The organism is Streptomyces sparsogenes subsp. cuspidosporus, from assembly GCF_039532705.1.
In the GTDB taxonomy this organism is placed as follows: domain Bacteria; phylum Actinomycetota; class Actinomycetes; order Streptomycetales; family Streptomycetaceae; genus Streptomyces; species Streptomyces sparsogenes.
The window spans coordinates 390,719-407,422 of record NZ_BAAASD010000001.1; the positions used below are offsets into that span (position 1 = coordinate 390,719).

Sequence of the window (16,704 nt, forward strand, 5' to 3'; positions counted from 1 at the left end):
CCGAACCATGCTGCTCATCCCCTGCCCGTGGTGCGGGCCCCGCGACGAGGCCGAGTTCCACTACGGCGGCCAGGCACACGTGCCCTACCCCGAGGACCCCGCGGCCCTCACCGACGAGGAGTGGGCGCGGTACCTCTTCTTCCGCGACAACCCCAAAGGGCCGTTTGCCGAGCGGTGGAGCCACGCGGCGGGCTGCCGCAGGTGGTTCAACGCGGTGCGGAACACGGCGACCAACGAGATCCTCGCCGTCTACAGGGCGGGGGAGCCGCGTCCGGCGACCCCTGAGCCCAGGCGTGCCGGGCCGGGCTTCCCGGTCCCTTCCGGCCCACGTCCCGCCCCCACCGCCCGACCGGCCTTCGAGGGCGGGCCCGAAGAGCGGTCCCAGGGCCCGGGGGCGGGGCCCACAGCCGGGGCCGCGCCACGCGGCGGCAGCCGCACACCGGACGCGGTGGGAACCGCCGCGACGGGGGACAGGAACCAGCCGTACCGCCTCCCCACCGGCGGCCGAGTCGATCGGAACACTCCCCTCACCTTCGTCTTCGACGGTGCCGAACACCAGGGTTACCGAGGCGACACCCTCGCCTCGGCGCTCCTCGCGGCCGGGGTCATCACGGTAGCGACGAGCATCAAGCTCGGGCGCCCCCGCGGCATCTTCTCGGCCGGCGTCGAAGAACCCAACGCGGTCGTCCAGATCGAGGCCCCGTTCCCCGAGCCCATGCTCCCCGCCACGGCCGTCGAGCTCTACGACGGCCTGGTCGCGAGCAGCCTCCCCGGCCGGGGCCGCCTCGCCACCGAACCCGACCCCGCCCGCTACGACGCCGTGCACACCCACTGCGAGCTGCTGGTCGTCGGCGCGGGCCCGGCCGGCCTCGCGGCCGCGGCGGCCGCGGCGAACAGCGGCGCACGCGTCATCCTCGCCGACGACCAGCCGGAACCCGGCGGCAGCCTGCTCGGCACCGGCGAACACCTCGACTGGGTGGAGGCCACGCGCGCGCGACTCGAAGCCACCCCCGAGGTGCGTATCCTGCGCCGCACCACCGTCTTCGGCCACTACGACGACAACCACCTCCTCGCCGTCGAGCGCCGGACCAACCACCTCGGCGCCGCGGCTCCGGACCATGTCTCCCGCGAGCGGGTCTGGCGGATCCGCGCCCGGCGCGTGATCATCGCGACCGGCGCCCACGAGCGCTCGCTCGCCTTCGGCGACAACGACCGCCCGGGCGTGATGCTGGCGTCCTCGGCCCGGACGTACCTCCACCGGTACGCCGTTCTGCCCGGCCGCCACGCCGCCGTGTTCACGACCAACGACAGCGCCTACGCCGCCGCGCTCGACCTGGCGGCGGCGGGGGTGGACATCACGGCGATCGTCGACACCCGGCCCGACCCCGGGGAATGGGCCGAGCGTGCCCGGTCCGCCGGGATCGAGGTGCTGGCCGGACACGCGGTCACCGGCACGGAGGGCGGGAACCGCCTCACCGCCGTGACGGTCGCCCCGTACGGGGAGCCCACCGGCCGACGTGAGTTCGCCGTCGACCTGCTCCTGGTCTCCGGCGGCTGGAACCCGGTCGTGCACCTGTTCAGTCAGGCGGGCGGCACACTGCGCCACGACGACGAACTCGGCACATTCGTGCCCGACACCTGCCGTCAGGCGGTGGCGGTCGCGGGCAGCGCGAACGGGGCCTTCGACCTCGCCACGACCCTCGCCCAGGGCGCGGCGGCCGGCGCCCGCGCGGTCGAGGCGGAGGGCTGCACCGCCGAGGCACCCGCCCTCCCGGCCGTGGCCGCGCGGCCGCACACCCCGCCCATGCGGGTCTTCACCGTCCCCACCTCCACCGGCGCCCCCCGGTTCGTCGACCTCCAGCGCGACGTCACGGTCGACGACCTGGCGCGGGCGACCGGGGCGGGCCTGCGCTCGGTGGAGCACACCAAGCGCTACACCACCGCCGGCACCGCGAACGACCAGGGCAAGACGGCCGGTGTCCTGGCGAGCGGGGTCGTCGCCGAACTCCTCGGCCTGGACATCTCCGCGCTCGGCCTGCCCACGTTCCGGCCGCCGTACACCCCCGTCTCCTTCGCCGCCCTCGCCGGACGGGACCGCGGCGCGCTGCACGACCCGATCCGCAGGACCGCCCTGCACGACTGGCACGTCGAGCACGGCGCCCTGTTCGAGAACGTCGGCCAGTGGAAGCGGCCCTGGTACTACCCGCGGGACGGCGAGGACATGGAGACCGCCGTGTTGCGCGAGTGCCGGGCCGCCCGCGAGGGGGTCGCCCTCATGGACGCCTCCACGCTCGGCAAGATCGATGTCCAGGGCCCGGACGCGGCGCTCTTCCTCGACCGGCTCTACACCAACATGATGAGCACCCTGAAGGTCGGCATGATCCGCTACGGCGTGATGTGCCGCCCGGACGGCATGGTCTTCGACGACGGCACCGTCATCCGCCTCACGGAGGACCGCTTCCTGGCCACCACCACGACCGGCAACGCGGCCGCCGTACTGGACTGGATGGAGGAGTGGTTGCAGACCGAGTGGCCCGAACTGCGGGTCCGCTGCACCTCGGTCACCGAGCAGTGGGCCACCGTGGCCCTGGTCGGCCCGCGCTCCCGCGAGGTCCTGGCCTCGCTCGCGCCCCGACTGGCGGTGAGCAACGAGGACTTCCCCTTCATGGCGTGGCGTGAGACGAGAGTCGCCGGCATCGACGCCCGCGTGTGCCGGATCAGTTTCTCCGGCGAACTCGCCTACGAGATCAATGTGTCGCCCTGGGACGCCCTCGCCCTGTGGGAGGCCCTGTACCAGGCCGGTGCCCCCTGTGACATCACCCCCTACGGCACCGAGACCATGCACGTGCTGCGCGCCGAGAAGGGCTACCCGATCATCGGCCAGGACACCGACGGTACGGTCACCCCGCACGACCTCGGCATGAGCTGGGCCGTGTCGAAGAAGAAGCCGGACTTCATCGGCAAGCGCTCCTACGCCCGCGCCGACACCGTCCGTCCCGACCGCAAGCACCTGGTCGGCCTCCTCCCCGAGGACCCGGACGCCCTCCTCCCCGAGGGCACCCAGCTGGTCGCCGGCGGCGAACTGCCCGCCCCGCCCGTTCCCATGCTCGGCCACGTCACCTCCAGCTACCGCAGCGCGGCGCTCGGCCGGACCTTCGCCCTCGCCCTGATCAAGGGCGGCCGGGAGCGCGTCGGCGAACGCCTCTACGCGCCCGTCGGTGACCGGCTGCTCCCGGTGACCGTCGCGAGCCCCGTCCTCTACGACCCCGAGGGAGCCCGCCGCGATGGCTGACACCGCCCTGACCACCCGGCAGCGAAGCCCCCTGGCGCATGCCGCCGATCGCCTGGCCGCCGCGACGCGCTCCTTCGGGGGCGCCATCCGCCTGGCCGAACTCCCCTTCCTGGCACAGTTGAACGTCCGCCTCGACCCCAGGAGTCCAGCGGCGGAGGCCGTCGGACTCGCCCTGGGGCTCCAGCTGCCCGTGGAACCCGACACGGTCGTGTGCGCCGGGGACCTGACCGCGGTGTGGCTGGGGCCCGACGAATGGCTCGTGGTGGGGCGGCCCGGCGCCCAGCGGGACCTGGAGAGCCGGATCCGCTCGGCGACCGGGGACGACCACGTCTCCGTCACCGATGTCTCCGCCCAGCGCACCACCGTCCTGGTCGCCGGACCGAGCGCCCGCGACCTGCTCTCCCACGGCTGCTCACTGGATCTCCACCCGCGCGCCTTCGGCCCCGGCCGCTGCGCGCAGACCACGCTGGCCCGCACCCAGGTCGTCCTGGTCACCCGCGACCGGAGCACGGACGAGTTCTGGGTACTGGTGCGCTCCTCCTTCGCCGGCTATCTGACGGACTGGCTGCTGGACGCGGCCGTGGAATACGGGTGACGCACGGCTCGGAGGCGACCTGGCGCTCTTCCAGGCGCTGTCCCGGCTGCTGCTGGACGCCGCTCGTCCGGCTCGGTTCCGTCGCCGACACCTCCAACACGCCGACGTCCAAGAGCGTCGTGGTACGCCTGGAACGCCGTGGCGCCCCTCCCGCGGACCGCGCGCGGGGTCAGCCCACGTAGCCCATGCGGTGGCTGATCTCGTCCGCGCCCTCGAGCAGCAGGGGGGCGAGCTCGTGGATGCGCTCCTCGGTGAAACGGTAGCCGGGGCCGGAGGCGCTGAGGGCGGCGACGACCTCGCCGTGGTGGGAACGGATCGGGGCCGCCATGGCGTGCAGTCCGATCTCGAATTCCTCCAGCGTCACCGCGTACCCGCGCTTCCGTGCCTCTGCGAGGTTCTTCTCCAGCCTCGCCCGGGCGGTCAGGGTGTGCGGTGTCAGCTGCTGCGCCCCGGCCGCTGCGAGCACTCCGGCGCGCTCCTTCGCCGGCAGGTGTGCCAGCAGGATCTTGCCGCTGGACGTGGCGTGGACCGGGGTGAGCTGCCCGACCCAGTTGTGCGTGCCGACCGCGCCCGGGCCGCGCACCTGGCAGAGGTTGACCGCGTAGTGCTCCTGGAGGACGGCGATGTTGACGGTCTCGCCGATCTCCTCGGCGAGGCGCTCGCACACCGGCCGGCCTTGCTGTGTGATGTCGAGACGACTCGTGACCGCACCTGCCAGGCGCACGATCCCGAAGCCGAGCCGGTACTTGCCCCGCTCGGCCGCCTGCTCGACCAGGCCGCGTGCCTCCAGCGCCCCGAGCAGGCGGAACGCGGTGGACTTGTGGACGTCGATCTCGGCGGCGACCTCGCTGACGCCCGCCTCACCGCGCTGGGCGAGGATCTCCAGAACGCTGACGGCACGGTCGACGGACTGCACCCCGTTCGCCGCGGGAGCTGCTGTTTCGCCATCTGGCCCCTTGTTGCTCATGGCGCAACTATAGGACGGGAGTGCGTGCAGCCCCCTCCGGCCGCGCGTCGCGCCGGTGGTTCCCGGCCGACTCCCGACACGGGACAAGGTTCCTCGGACAACCCCTTGACAGTGGTCCTCCGCAGGGAAGACAGTTTGTTCGATCGTTGCTTATGGCGAAGATTATTGCGCATTGCGCAACAAGGGCGATGTTCCCCCGCCACCCGGCACATCCCGCCGAAGCTGACGTTCGGCAGTCCCGCGACGAGGAGATCGACAGTGACACACGAGGTACGCGCCGTCGTCGCCCGGCAGAAGGGCGCGCCGGTCTCGGTGGAGACCGTCCTGGTGCCGGACCCCGGTCCGGGGGAGGCGCGGGTGCGGGTGCGGGCCTGCGGTGTCTGCCACACCGACCTGCACTACCGGGAGGGCGGGATAGGCGACGGGTTCCCGTTCCTGCTCGGCCACGAGGCCGCCGGCGTGGTCGAGGCGGTCGGTGAAGGGGTCACCGAGGTCGCGCCCGGCGACTTCGCCGTCCTCAACTGGCGCGCGGTCTGCGGCCGGTGCCGGGCCTGCCGCAAGGGCAAGCCGTGGTACTGCTTCGCCACCCACAACGCCACCCAGCCGATGACGCTGGCCGATGGCACTCCGCTCTCCCCGGCCCTGGGCATCGGTGCCTTCGCCGAGAAGACCCTGGTCGCCGCCGGCCAGTGCACCAAGGTGGACGCGACCGCCTCGGCCGCCGCGGCCGGGCTGCTCGGCTGCGGCGTGATGGCCGGCTTCGGCGCCGCGGTCAACACCGGCGGCGTCGGCCGCGGGGACTCCGTCGCGGTGATCGGCTGCGGCGGGGTGGGCATGGCCGCCATCGCGGGAGCCAGGGTGGCCGGCGCCGGCCGCGTCATCGCCGTGGACATCGACGAGCGGAAGTTGAAGTGGGCCGAGCGGTTCGGCGCCACCGACACCGTCGACTCCTCCAGGACCGACGCCGTCGAGGCCATCCGCGGCCTCACCGGCGGCTTCGGCGCCGACGTGGTCGTGGACGCGGTGGGCCGCCCCGAGACCTACAAGCAGGCCTTCTACGCCCGCGACCTGGCCGGCACCGTCGTTCTGGTGGGCGTGCCCACCCCGGACCTGACCGTCGACCTGCCCCTCCTCGACGTGTTCGGCCGCGGCGGGGCGCTGAAGTCCTCCTGGTACGGCGACTGCCTGCCCTCCCGTGACTTCCCCGCCCTGATCGACCTCTACCTGCGTGGGCGTTTCGACCTGGGCGACTTCGTCAGCGAGAAGATCGCCCTGGACGAGGTGGAGGCGGCGTTCGCCAAGATGCGCCACGGCGAGGTCCTGCGTTCGGTGGTGGTCCTGTGACGGCACCACCGAGCACCCCATCATCCCTTTTCGGCCCTCGCCGCGTGCGGGTCTGACTCCTCCGAAGGTGATCTGATGACCATGATGGATCTGCCCCCGAGCCTGATCTCAACGCTGCCGGGGGAGTACTACACCGACTCCGGGCTCTTCGCCCTGGAGCAGGAGCGCGTCTTCGAGGCCATGTGGTTCTGCGTGGCCCGCGCCGCGGAACTGGCCAAGCCCGGCCAGTTCCGCACCTATCAGGTCGGACGCGAGAGCGTGCTGGTCTCCCGCTCCCGGGACGGCTCGATCAAGGCGTTCCTGAACATCTGCCGGCACCGCGGCGCCAAGCTGTGCACCGAGGAGTCCGGCGAGGTCAAGCGCGCCTTCCAGTGCCCCTACCACGCCTGGACCTACGGGCTGGACGGCAAGCTGATCGCGGCCCCGAACCTGACGTCGATGCCGGACATCGACCGGGCCGGGTACGGCCTGATCGACGTCCATGTCCGCGAGTGGCTCGGCTATGTGTGGGTGTGCCTCGCCGACACCCCGCCGTCCTTCGAGGAAGACGTGACCGGCGCCGTGGTCGCGCGGCTCGGCGACGTCGAGTCGATCGAGAACTACGGGATCGAGGGCCTGCGGTTGGGCCGCCGCATCACCTACGACGTGAAGGCGAACTGGAAGCTCATCATCGAGAACTTCATGGAGTGCTACCACTGCGCCACCATCCACCCCGAACTGACCGAGGTGCTCCCCGAGTTCGCCGACGGCTACGCCGCCCAGTACTACGTCGGCCACGGCGCCGAGTTCGGTGAGGACGTCCAGGGCTTCACCGTCGACGGATCCGAGGGCCTCGACCGCATCCCCGGTGTCGCCGAGGACCAGGACCGCCGCTACTACGCGATCACCGTCAACCCGCAGGTGTTCATCAACCTGGTGCCCGACCATGTGATCTTCCACCGCATGTACCCGCTGGCACACGACCGCACAATCGTGGAGTGCGACTGGCTCTACCTTCCGCACGTCGTCGAGAGCGGCAAGGACGTCAGCCGGTCCGTGGAGCTCTTCCACCGGGTCAACCAGCAGGACTTCGACGCGTGTGAGCGTACCCAGCCGGGGATGAGCTCGCGGGCGTACACCAAGGGCGGCGTCCTGGTGCCCAGCGAACACCACATCGGCGCGTTCCACACCTGGCTGCGCGAAAAGCTCGACACACGGGCCGTCGACTGATCCCTCCCCACCCCCGCCCATCTGCGGAGGTGTGCCCATGGCGCACATGGGCACACCTCTTCGATCCCACGGAGTACGGCGTGGCAATCAGCGTCTTCGACCTCTTCTCCATCGGCATCGGCCCGTCCAGCTCACACACCGTCGGCCCGATGCGCGCCGCCGGGATGTTCGCCGCCCGGCTGAAGAGGGACGGCCTGCTCGCCCAGACCTCTTCGGTACGGGCGGAGCTGTTCGGCTCCCTCGGCGCCACCGGACACGGCCACGGCACCCCCAAGGCCGTACTGCTCGGCCTGGAGGGCAACGAGCCCCATACGGTCGACGTCGCCCGGGCGGAGCTGGACGTCGAGCGGATCCACGGCACCCGGCGCATCCGCCTCCTCGGTGCCGAGATCGGCCCCACCCACGAGATCGACTTCGATGTCTCGACCCAGGTGGTGCTGCACCGCCGGCGCTCGCTGCCATACCACGCCAATGGCATGACGCTCTTCGCGTACGACGCCGACGGCCTGCCCATGCTGGAGAAGACGTACTACTCGGTCGGCGGCGGCTTCGTGGTCGACGAGGCCGCCGTCGGAGTGGACCGCATCAAGCTCGACGACACGGTGCAGGCCCACCCGTTCCGCACCGGCGACGAACTGCTGCGGCTCTCCCGGGAGACCGGCCTGTCCATTTCCGCGCTGATGCTGGAGAACGAGAAGGCGTGGCGTACGGAGGAGGAGATCCGCGCGGGGCTGCTGCATATCTGGCGGGTCATGAAAGGCTGTGTCTCCCGCGGCCTCTCCCATGAGGGCATCCTTCCCGGCGGCCTGAAGGTCCGCCGACGGGCCGCGGCGGCGGCCCGGGCGCTACGCGGCGAGGGCGACCCCGCGGGGCGCGCGATGGAGTGGGTGACCCTCTACGCGATGGCGGTGAACGAGGAGAACGCGTCAGGCGGCCGGGTCGTCACCGCCCCCACGAACGGTGCGGCGGGCATCATCCCCGCAGTGCTGCACTACTACCTCGACTTCGTACCGGGCGCCGACGAGGAGGGCGTCGTCCGCTTCCTGCTCGCGGCGGGCGCCATCGGCCTGCTGTTCAAGGAGAACGCCTCCATCTCCGGCGCCGAGGTCGGCTGCCAGGGCGAGGTCGGCTCCGCCTGCTCGATGGCCGCCGGCGGCCTCGCCGAGGTGCTGGGCGGCAGCCCGGAACAGGTCGAGAACGCCGCCGAGATCGGCATGGAGCACAACCTCGGCCTGACCTGCGACCCGGTCGGTGGCCTGGTCCAGATCCCCTGCATCGAGCGCAACGGCATGGCGGCGGTCAAGGCCGTGACCGCCGCCCGGATGGCCCTGCGGGGCGACGGCCGCCACCACGTCTCCCTCGACAAGGTCATCAAGACCATGAAGGAGACCGGCGCCGACATGAAGGTCAAGTACAAGGAGACCGCCCGGGGCGGCCTCGCCGTCAACGTCATCGAGTGCTGAGGAAGCGGGCGGAGCGGGAAGTCCGGCCACCAGCACCCGCACAACCGGAAGTGCCGGCGCAGCGCGGCCAGGCCCTCGGCTTCGGTCCGGAACCGTCCCGCAGGCGGCCTCCGGCCGCCTTTCACCACCACCTGTCCGCCCGCGGCCAGATCCACCAGCCAGGTGCTGTTCGCCACCGCTGGGGGATCCGGTACAGCGCACGCGGCGCCGACGAGCAGGCCATGAGCCAGAGGCATGCCGACGAGCAGCACAGGGCCGCCGTCTTGGCCGACGGCATCAGCGGCCCAGAGCCGTCCGTGACCACGACCAGCCGCAGCCAGAGGGCGAGAGGAGTTCTCAGCCGGCTTGGCCGATGGTCACGGTGCGGGACCCCGGAGCGAAGTCATCGAAGGACTGTTCCCAGGACTCGCCGGGCCAGTAGTAGGTCACACGGCCCTCGGAGGGCCGGTAATGGGCGGTGTAGACGGTTCCCAGCCCCTCGTCGTACGCGATTTGGTACAGCGGCGGCTTCAGCATCGCCGCCACGTCCGCACCGGCCGCGCGCATGGCGTTCAGTCGCTCTTGGGTCCGGGAGAACCGCTCCTGCTCGTCGGGCACCGGCATGTGCTGATGGTTGGCAGCGCAGGCGTCCGGTGCCTCAGTCAGCGGGATGTCCGGCCCCACGAACACCGTCAGTGCCTTTTCGGGGTCGACAAGGGTGACGTTCTGCGGGATCGCGATCGGTATGGACTTCAGTTTGCGGACTGCCTCGTCAACGGTGTTACAGGTCTCCAGCAGGTAGCGCAGGACGATGGGGATGGCGAAGCCCGGGCCGTGGACGAATCGCCCGCCGAAGGTGAGTGAGACCGCGAGCCCGGCATCGTTCATTCCGTCCAGCAGGCCCCAGGCGGCCTCCTGCATTCCGACAACCGGTCGGAGGAAGTGGGAGGAGGCAATAGTGCCCTCGCATTCATCGGGGCTGAAGTCGTAGTTGCGCAGCAGGGTGCCACTGCCGCCGATCTGGGTGCAGCCCGAGAAGAACGGCCGCAAGGTCGCGAGGGTGAGGAAGGTCTTCGCCTCGGGCGCCTCGAGTTGACCGGCGAGGCGGTCGAGCACCGGGACCAGCTCGGGCATGTGCGCCTCGAACAGCCTCTGAGCACGATCTGCGCCCTCCGGAGTCCGGCTCTCCTCGGTCATCCACCCCTCCGCGAGCGGCCACAGAGCCTGTATACGGGCGGCCCATCGCCCGTCGCTTCCGTCGCCGACCTCGATAGCACGAAAGGTCTTCTGCTGTTGGTTCATGGCTGCCGCTCCCTTGCGGACGTCGATTCAGGTGCGCATAACCTAGCCAAATTCGGCCGTATTTCGCCAAATCAAGCATGGTTGGTGGAGGCATCCGAATATTCGCAGATCTTCTCGAACGGCATAGCAGGATGTTCGCCGCGGCTGAGGCAGGGAACGGCCACCGTCCGCACAGGCCCCTCGCACAAGCCGCCCGGCGCGGATCGACCGGATGGTTGCGGTGGGCGTCGGCGTCGCTGGGTGCCAGCGCTACTAAAACGATCCAGTGCTGTGACCGCATTGGTCCACCGGATCGGTCATGCTGTGGCGTTGAGGGGGGCCTCCGCCCCCGCGGTTGCGTTTCTCGCCGCGGACGCGGGCGGGCTCCAGTTGGTGAGCCGCCTGCGCGATGGCGCCCGTGGGTGCGACCTGGAGTGGCGGCACATCCGCAGGCGTCGGACTGATTGACGTTCGAGATAAATCGCTTTAGCCTCACGCCTATTCGCGGGCGCTTCGGTGCCCGATCCCATCACCCCAGGAGACAGCCATGTCTTCTCGCTTTGCGCGGGCTTGCTCCGTGCTGCTGGCCACGTGTGCTCTCGCCCTCGCCTCCGGCACGGCCAACGCGGAAGTACCTCGGGAGAGCCGGGCGGACGACTACGGGGCATCGGCCCACCGCGTCGTGGCCTACTACCAGACCCAGTACCGCGACGGGAACTACGTCTCGCCGCTGCCGCTGGAACACGCAGTCACCGACATCGACGTGGCCGCTGTGCACCTCAACGCCGGTGGCCCCCTCACCCTGAACGACGACCCGCCCTCGGCCGCCAAGTACGATCGGATGTGGCGGGACCTCGCGGCCCTACGCGCCGGCGGCGTGCGGATGGAGGCGATGCTGGGCGGCGCAGCCCAGGGCAGCTATGCCGCCCTGCACAAGGACTTCGACACCTACTACCCGCAGTTGCGCGACTTTCTGCGCAAGTACCACTTCGACGGCATCGACATCGACATCGAGGAGCGCTTCTCACTCTCCGACACCGAGCGTCTGATCAACCAGTTGCGCACCGATTTCGGCAGCAGGTTCGTCATCAACCTCGCGCCCGTGGCCAGTGACCTGTCGGGTGAGTCGAACTTCTCCGGCGGCTTCAGCTACGCAAAGCTGGAGCAGGACATGGGCAGCCGGATATCCTGGTACAACGCCCAGTTCTACTGCGGCTGGGGTGCCCTGAGCAGCACCTCGGACTACGACAAGGTGATCAAGGCCGGCTTTGCTCCCGCCCGGGTGGTCGCCGGTACCGTCACCAACCCCGCGAACTGCTCCGGCTACGTCAGCCCGGCGCAGTTGAGCGGCACACTGGCCTCCCTGACCGGTAAGTACCCCGGATTCGCCGGCGTCGCGGGCTGGGAGTACTTCAACGCCGTCCCGGTGAACGGCACCGGCCCGGCATCCTGGTACGCCGCTGCCAAGAAGGCGATGAAGTGACACGCCCTCGGCCCGTCCGGCCGACCACCGTTTGACTCACGTGGAGCGCCTGTGACCGCCCAGCCGGTCACAGGCGCTCGTCCTGGCAGCCAGAGAGGATCGACCCGTGCCGGTCACCATCACCGCCGTAGAATGCACCGACCTGTTCGTCGGCACCGCAGAGACGCCACGCCAGGTGCTGCGTGTGTCCATCGAGGGTCCGCCCACCCTTGTCACGGCCCAGGGACCGGGCGTGCGCGGCGAGGCGACGGGCACGGGTACGGTCGATGTCCCGCTCGATCTGGCCGACATCGCCCCGGGCAGCGAGCTTCCGGTCACCGTCACGGCCGGTCCGGCCCGTGCCGAGGCCACCGTCACGGTCGCCGAGCCCGGCTGGACCATGTACCTGATCTCGCACTTCCACTACGACCCCGTCTGGTGGAACACCCAGGCCGCCTACACCTCCCCCTGGGAGCTGCTCTCCGGCGACGCCACGACCCGTCCGCTCTGGGAGCGAAACGGCTTCGCCCTGGTGGACGCCCACCTCGACCTGGCGATGCGCGACCCGGTCTACAAGTTCGTCCTCGCCGAAGTCGACTACCTCAAGCCGTACTTCGACCAGCACCCCGAACGTCGCGCCGACCTTCGCCGGCTGATGGAGCGCGGCCAGGTGGAGCTGGTCGGCGGCACCTACAACGAACCCAACACCAACCTGACCGGCGCCGAGGCGACCATCCGCAACCTGGTCTACGGCATCGGCTACCAGCGTGACATCCTCGGCGGTGATCCGCAGACCGCCTGGCAGTTGGACGTGTTCGGCCACGACCCGCAGTTCCCCGGCTACCTCGCCGACGCCGGGCTGACGGGAAGCGCCTGGGCCCGCGGCCCCTTCCACCAGTGGGGCCCCGTCCAGAAGAACTTCAAGGCGGCCAAGGACGACGCCACCCTCATGCAGTTCCCCAGCGAGTTCGAATGGGTCTCGCCCTCCGGGAACGGCGTGCTCACCCACTACATGCCGCACCACTACTCCGCGGGGTGGTGGATGGACTCGTCCGAGGACCTCGCCGCCGCCGAGGCCGCCGTCTACGAGCTGTACCGCAAGCTCAAGCCCGTCGGGGCCACGAAGAACCTGCTGCTGCCGGTCGGCACCGACTACACCCCACCGAACAAGTGGGTCACCGAGATCCACCGTTCCTGGGCCGCCAAGTACGTCTGGCCACGCTTCGTCTGCGCCATCCCCCGCGAGTTCCTGACCGCTGTCCGGGAGGAACTCGCCGCCACCGGGCGCAGGCCCAGCCCGCAGACCCGCGACATGAACCCGGTCTACACCGGCAAGGACGTCTCCTACATCGACACCAAGCAGGCCCAGCGCGCGGGAGAGGTGGCCGCGCTGGACGGCGAGAAGCTCGCCACCCTCGCCGCCTTGCAGGGTTGTGGCACCTACCCGCAGGCCGCGCTCGACAAGGTCTGGCGCCAGCTCGCCTACGGCGCCCACCACGACGCCATCACCGGAACCGAGTCGGACCAGGTCTACCTCGATCTGCTCGGCGGATGGCGCGAGGCCCACGACCTCGCCGCGCAGGTGCGCGACACCGCCCTGGACGCACTGGTCGGCCGGATCGACACCAGCGGCGAAGGCCGGGCCGTGGTGGTCGCCAACACGCTCTCCTTCGACCGGACCGGAATCGTCTCGGTCCGCCTGCCTGCGGACCTCGCGCAGGTCCGGGTGGTGGACGACACCGGCGCCCCGGTCGCGTGCGCCGTCGACCGCGGCACGCTGTACTTCCGCGCCGAAGGTGTACCCGCGCTCGGATGGCGCACGTGGCGCCTCCTCGACGGCCGGCCGGATCCGCTGTGGGAAGCGGCTGAGGGACTGACCGCCGAGAACCAGCGCTACCGCGTCACGGCCGACCCCGCGCGGGGCGGCGGCCTCAGCAGCATCCACGACAAGCTCCACGGGCGCGAGTTGCTCCGGTCCGGCCAGGTGGGCAACGAGCTGCGGATGTACGAGGAGTACCCGCAGCACCCGGACTTCGGCGAGGGCCCCTGGCACCTTCTGCCCAAGGGGCCGGCGGTGGGGTCGAGTTCGAACTCCGGCCAGGTGCGGCGCGAGGTCGGCCCGCTGGGGGAGAGGCTGATCAGCACCGGTGCCGTCGACGGCCTCGGCTACGAGCAGACCGTCACCCTCTGGCATGGCGCCGACCGTGTCGACTGCCGTACCCGGGTGATCGACCACTCCGGCGCGGACCGTCTGCTGCGCCTGCGCTTCCCGCTCGACCTGCCGGGCACCTTGCCGGTCAGCGAGGTGGCCGACGCCGTCGTCGGCCGCGGTTTCGCCCTCCCCGACGTGGACGTGGCCGAGGCTCCCTGGACCCTCGACAACCCCGCCAACACCTGGTTCGGCCTCAGCGCCACCGCACGCGTCACGCTCACCGACCCGGAAGGCGCCGCCCTGGGCGAGCGCGCCCTTGGCGTCGCCGAGGTGATCGTCCCCGAGCCGGCGGCCGCCGCCGACGCCCGCGACCTGGTCGTGGCGCTCGCCAGGGCAGGTGTCACCGCCACCACCGCGAGCGCGGACAGGTCCAGGTACGGCTGGCTGGACGTCGACTCCAATCTGCCGGACTTCCGTATCGTTCTCGGCGGCCCCGGGAGCAACAGTGCGGCAGCGCGGCTGCTGGAGCGGGCCGGCGCCGAGTACGCGGCCGTGCTGGCCGCCCGCGGCCGGGTCTGGGTGCCGGCCGACAAGCCGCTGACCGAGGTGTGGCAGCCCAACGCCGACCTGCGCGACCTGCGGGCGCTGCCCGCCCTTGTGGTCACCGACCCCGCCGCTCTGGTCGCCGACCTCGACGACGCCCGGATCGAAGCCGTCTGCGCCGGTGGGCTGCCGCGTCCGAGCGGCTCACCGATCACACGGGCGCGTTGATCACCTACGGCCTGCCGGGCTTCGCGGTCGATCCCACCGGCGCGCTGCACCTGTCGCTGCTGCGCTCGTGCACCGGGTGGCCCTCGGGCGTGTGGATCGACCCTCCGCGGCGCACCGTGCCGGACGGCTCCTCCTTCCAACTCCAGCGCTGGACCCATGACTTCACCTACTCCCTGGTGTCGGGTCTGGGCGATTGGCGGGCCCTTGGGCTGTCCGCCCAGGGCCAGGAGTTCAATCACGAGCTCCTCACCCGGGTGGTCCCCGCACACGACGGACCGCTGCCGGCCACACAGTCCTGGCTGCGGGTCGAGCCCGCACGCGAGGTGCGGCTGAGCAGTCTCAAACCGACCGGAAACCCGATCGCGTCCGGCTCCGCGGCCGCTCTCGACCCCGCCGCCGGGGTCACGCTCCGGCTGGTCGAGTCCACCGGTCTCGGCCGCACCGCACGGCTGGGCGGCGCTCTGGAACTGGGCGGGCTGCACCGGGCCGATCTGCTCGAACGCGCGCAGGACACGGTCGGCGCGGAGTTCGCACTGGCCGGAGCGCAGGTCGCCACGGTGACCGCGGTGCCGGCCGGAGCCGCGGTGGGTGGTGGGCCGCTGGGGCCCGTGGCGGAAATCGCCCAACCTGTCTACGCCCGGTACTGGCTGCACAACCGTGGACCCGCCCCGATGGGCTACCTGCCGGTCTCCGTGGGGGTGAGCCCGGGGCTGCTGACGACCAGTGGCGGCAGCGTCGAGCTGTCCGCGGTGCTCTCCTCGCACCTGCGGGACGCGGCGGTGGAAGGCACTGCCGAGGTGATCGCTCCGGAGGACTGGGCGGTCAGCCCGCGCCGTCGTCCCTACCGCCTGGGACCCGCCGGGGAGGTGCGCTTCCCGGTCACCGTGACCCCGGCCGCCGACACCCCGCCAGGGCTCCACTTCGTCGCCGTGCGCATCGAGTACGCAGGACAGATGATCGAGGACGTGGCCACCGTCGCGGTCGGCGAGCTACCGGAGCTGCTGCCAACCGCCGGTGAACCCCCCGCCGAATGGGAGCAGACCAAGGGCACCACGGCGACGACCGGACGCGACACCGGTCTGTCGGTCGAGGTCGCCGCCTCGTCGCTGCGGGTGGCGCCCGGTGAGCGTGCCCGACACGAAGTCGTTCTCACCAACCGCACGCGTGGTGAGATCCGCGGCGAGTTGCAGACGATCTCCCCGTGGGGCACCTGGGAGGCCCTCTCCACGCCGGTGTGCGGCTTCCTCCTGGCACCCGGAGAGCGGCAGACGATCGGCTTCGACGTCGCGCCACCGCTGGACGCCGACCCGGGCTCCTACTGGGCGGTCACCAAGGTCATGTGGTTCGGCCGCTGCCAGTACGCACCTACCGTCGAGCTGGTGGTGGCGCCGTGAACACGCCGGAGGTGACGGGCCCGCCGGCCAGGGGAGGGGCGACGGGTCTGCTGGGTTTCCTCGACGGGCGTCCGCTGCCGCGCACCGAACTCGACCGCAGGCTCGCCGCCCTGCGCGCAGGCCCGCGCAGCTCGGCGCTGCCTGCCCCCGGCACCGCCGAGGACCGGCAGTTGACCCGCTGGGTGGCGCAGGTGGTGCTGACCGAAGAACTGTGCCGGGCCGAGGCCGCCGCGCGCGACCTGGACTGTTCCGCCGCGCCACTGGCGCGTCTGGACCAGCGTGCGGCGGTCGAGCTCGGCTCGATCGCCGCGGCCGCCTACGAGGGCAACGCGGCCGTGCGCGCGGTCTTCGCAGCCGTGACCGCCGAGGTCGATGCCACGGCGGCGGAGGCAGCGGCCTACCGTACGGCGGTCGGGGCAGCCACGAACCGGACCACGACCCGATGGCGCCTCACCACGCCCGACGGCGATTTCGACGCGGACCCGGCCACTCTCCCGGCCGACCTGGCCGCCGCCTTGCGCAGCGCACCTCCGGGCGCGGTGGTCGAGGTCGGGGGGTGGACGGCGGCATTGGCCGAGCCGGTCTCCCAGCCGGCCCCGGCCGGTCCGGAGGCCCCCACCGGTGCCCTCACCGAGGCGGCAGCCCATCTGCGGGACTGCGCTCGGCGGATCGCCTTCGTCCGTTGGCTCGACCAGGCCCGGGCCCGACGACTGACCTTGGTGCCGGGGCTGGAGCACCCGGGTGACCCGGCACAGCCGGACAACTACCATCGACACTGAGGCCGGAGCACCGGGG

General features: G+C 71.3%; 11 protein-coding genes. 9 read left to right on the top strand and 2 right to left on the bottom strand.

Going from position 1 to position 16,704, the window contains the following annotated elements; all coding sequences use genetic code 11:
* Positions 1–7: 7 nt before the first annotated feature.
* Both ABFY07_RS01525 and ABFY07_RS01530 read left to right on the top strand, forming a co-directional pair.
* Positions 8–3,292 (top strand): sarcosine oxidase subunit alpha family protein, encoded by a 3,285-nt coding sequence (locus ABFY07_RS01525; RefSeq protein WP_346172641.1) that lies wholly within the window; start codon positions 8–10, stop codon positions 3,290–3,292.
* Positions 3,285–3,887 carry a sarcosine oxidase subunit gamma gene (locus ABFY07_RS01530; protein ID WP_346172642.1) on the top strand — a complete coding sequence of 201 codons (603 nt, stop codon included), beginning with the start codon at positions 3,285–3,287 and terminating at the stop codon, positions 3,885–3,887. Before ABFY07_RS01525 ends, ABFY07_RS01530 begins: the two co-directional genes overlap by 8 nt.
* 169 nt (positions 3,888–4,056) lie before the next feature.
* Here the strand turns inward: ABFY07_RS01530 and ABFY07_RS01535 are convergent, their stop codons facing one another.
* On the bottom strand, positions 4,057–4,854 hold the full coding sequence (locus ABFY07_RS01535) for an IclR family transcriptional regulator (protein WP_346172643.1): 798 nt from the start codon (positions 4,852–4,854) through the stop codon (positions 4,057–4,059).
* Positions 4,855–5,112: 258 nt separating this feature from the next.
* On the opposite strand from ABFY07_RS01535, the gene ABFY07_RS01540 reads away from it, so the two are divergent.
* From ABFY07_RS01540 to ABFY07_RS01550, 3 genes are all read left to right on the top strand, one after another.
* The gene (locus ABFY07_RS01540) at positions 5,113–6,198 is read left to right on the top strand and encodes an S-(hydroxymethyl)mycothiol dehydrogenase (protein WP_346172644.1); all 1,086 of its coding nucleotides are present in this window, start codon (positions 5,113–5,115) and stop codon (positions 6,196–6,198) included.
* Between the two features lie 75 nt (positions 6,199–6,273).
* Positions 6,274–7,407, top strand: coding sequence for an aromatic ring-hydroxylating oxygenase subunit alpha (locus tag ABFY07_RS01545; protein ID WP_346172645.1), 1,134 nt, complete (start codon positions 6,274–6,276; stop codon positions 7,405–7,407).
* An 80-nt stretch (positions 7,408–7,487) separates the two neighbouring features.
* Positions 7,488–8,870: an L-serine ammonia-lyase gene (locus ABFY07_RS01550; RefSeq protein WP_346172646.1), complete on the top strand. Its 1,383-nt coding sequence runs from the start codon at positions 7,488–7,490 to the stop codon at positions 8,868–8,870.
* A 336-nt stretch (positions 8,871–9,206) separates the two neighbouring features.
* On the opposite strand, the gene ABFY07_RS01555 is transcribed toward ABFY07_RS01550, so the two are convergent.
* Positions 9,207–10,151, bottom strand: a complete 945-nt coding sequence (locus ABFY07_RS01555) for a C45 family autoproteolytic acyltransferase/hydrolase (protein WP_346172647.1) — start codon at positions 10,149–10,151, stop codon at positions 9,207–9,209.
* A 526-nt stretch (positions 10,152–10,677) separates the two neighbouring features.
* On the opposite strand from ABFY07_RS01555, the gene ABFY07_RS01560 reads away from it, so the two are divergent.
* The 4 genes from ABFY07_RS01560 to ABFY07_RS01575 all read left to right on the top strand — a co-directional run bounded on the left by ABFY07_RS01560 (position 10,678) and on the right by ABFY07_RS01575 (position 16,688).
* Positions 10,678–11,613: a glycosyl hydrolase family 18 protein gene (locus ABFY07_RS01560; RefSeq protein ID WP_346172648.1), complete on the top strand. Its 936-nt coding sequence runs from the start codon at positions 10,678–10,680 to the stop codon at positions 11,611–11,613.
* Between the two features lie 106 nt (positions 11,614–11,719).
* On the top strand, positions 11,720–14,515 hold the full coding sequence (locus ABFY07_RS01565; protein WP_346172649.1) for a glycoside hydrolase family 38 N-terminal domain-containing protein: 2,796 nt from the start codon (positions 11,720–11,722) through the stop codon (positions 14,513–14,515).
* Entirely contained in the window at positions 14,512–15,909 is a 1,398-nt protein-coding gene (locus tag ABFY07_RS01570) for a COG1470 family protein (RefSeq protein WP_346172650.1), read from the top strand. Before ABFY07_RS01565 ends, ABFY07_RS01570 begins: the two co-directional genes overlap by 4 nt.
* Positions 15,906–16,688 carry a DUF7158 domain-containing protein gene (locus ABFY07_RS01575; RefSeq protein WP_346172651.1) on the top strand — a complete coding sequence of 261 codons (783 nt, stop codon included), beginning with the start codon at positions 15,906–15,908 and terminating at the stop codon, positions 16,686–16,688. The genes ABFY07_RS01570 and ABFY07_RS01575 overlap by 4 nt, the downstream gene beginning before the upstream one ends.
* Positions 16,689–16,704: the final 16 nt, after the last annotated feature.

Bases quoted from the DNA above. Each gene is read 5' to 3' on its own strand.
- ABFY07_RS01545 (WP_346172645.1), top strand. From the start codon at position 6,274: ATGACCATGATGGATCTGCCCCCGAGCCTGATCTCAACGCTGCCGGGG.
- ABFY07_RS01555 (WP_346172647.1), bottom strand. From the start codon at position 10,151: ATGAACCAACAGCAGAAGACCTTTCGTGCTATCGAGGTCGGCGACGGA.
- ABFY07_RS01535 (WP_346172643.1), bottom strand. From the start codon at position 4,854: ATGAGCAACAAGGGGCCAGATGGCGAAACAGCAGCTCCCGCGGCGAAC.
- ABFY07_RS01525 (WP_346172641.1), top strand. From the start codon at position 8: ATGCTGCTCATCCCCTGCCCGTGGTGCGGGCCCCGCGACGAGGCCGAG.
- ABFY07_RS01530 (WP_346172642.1), top strand. From the start codon at position 3,285: ATGGCTGACACCGCCCTGACCACCCGGCAGCGAAGCCCCCTGGCGCAT.
- ABFY07_RS01560 (WP_346172648.1), top strand. From the start codon at position 10,678: ATGTCTTCTCGCTTTGCGCGGGCTTGCTCCGTGCTGCTGGCCACGTGT.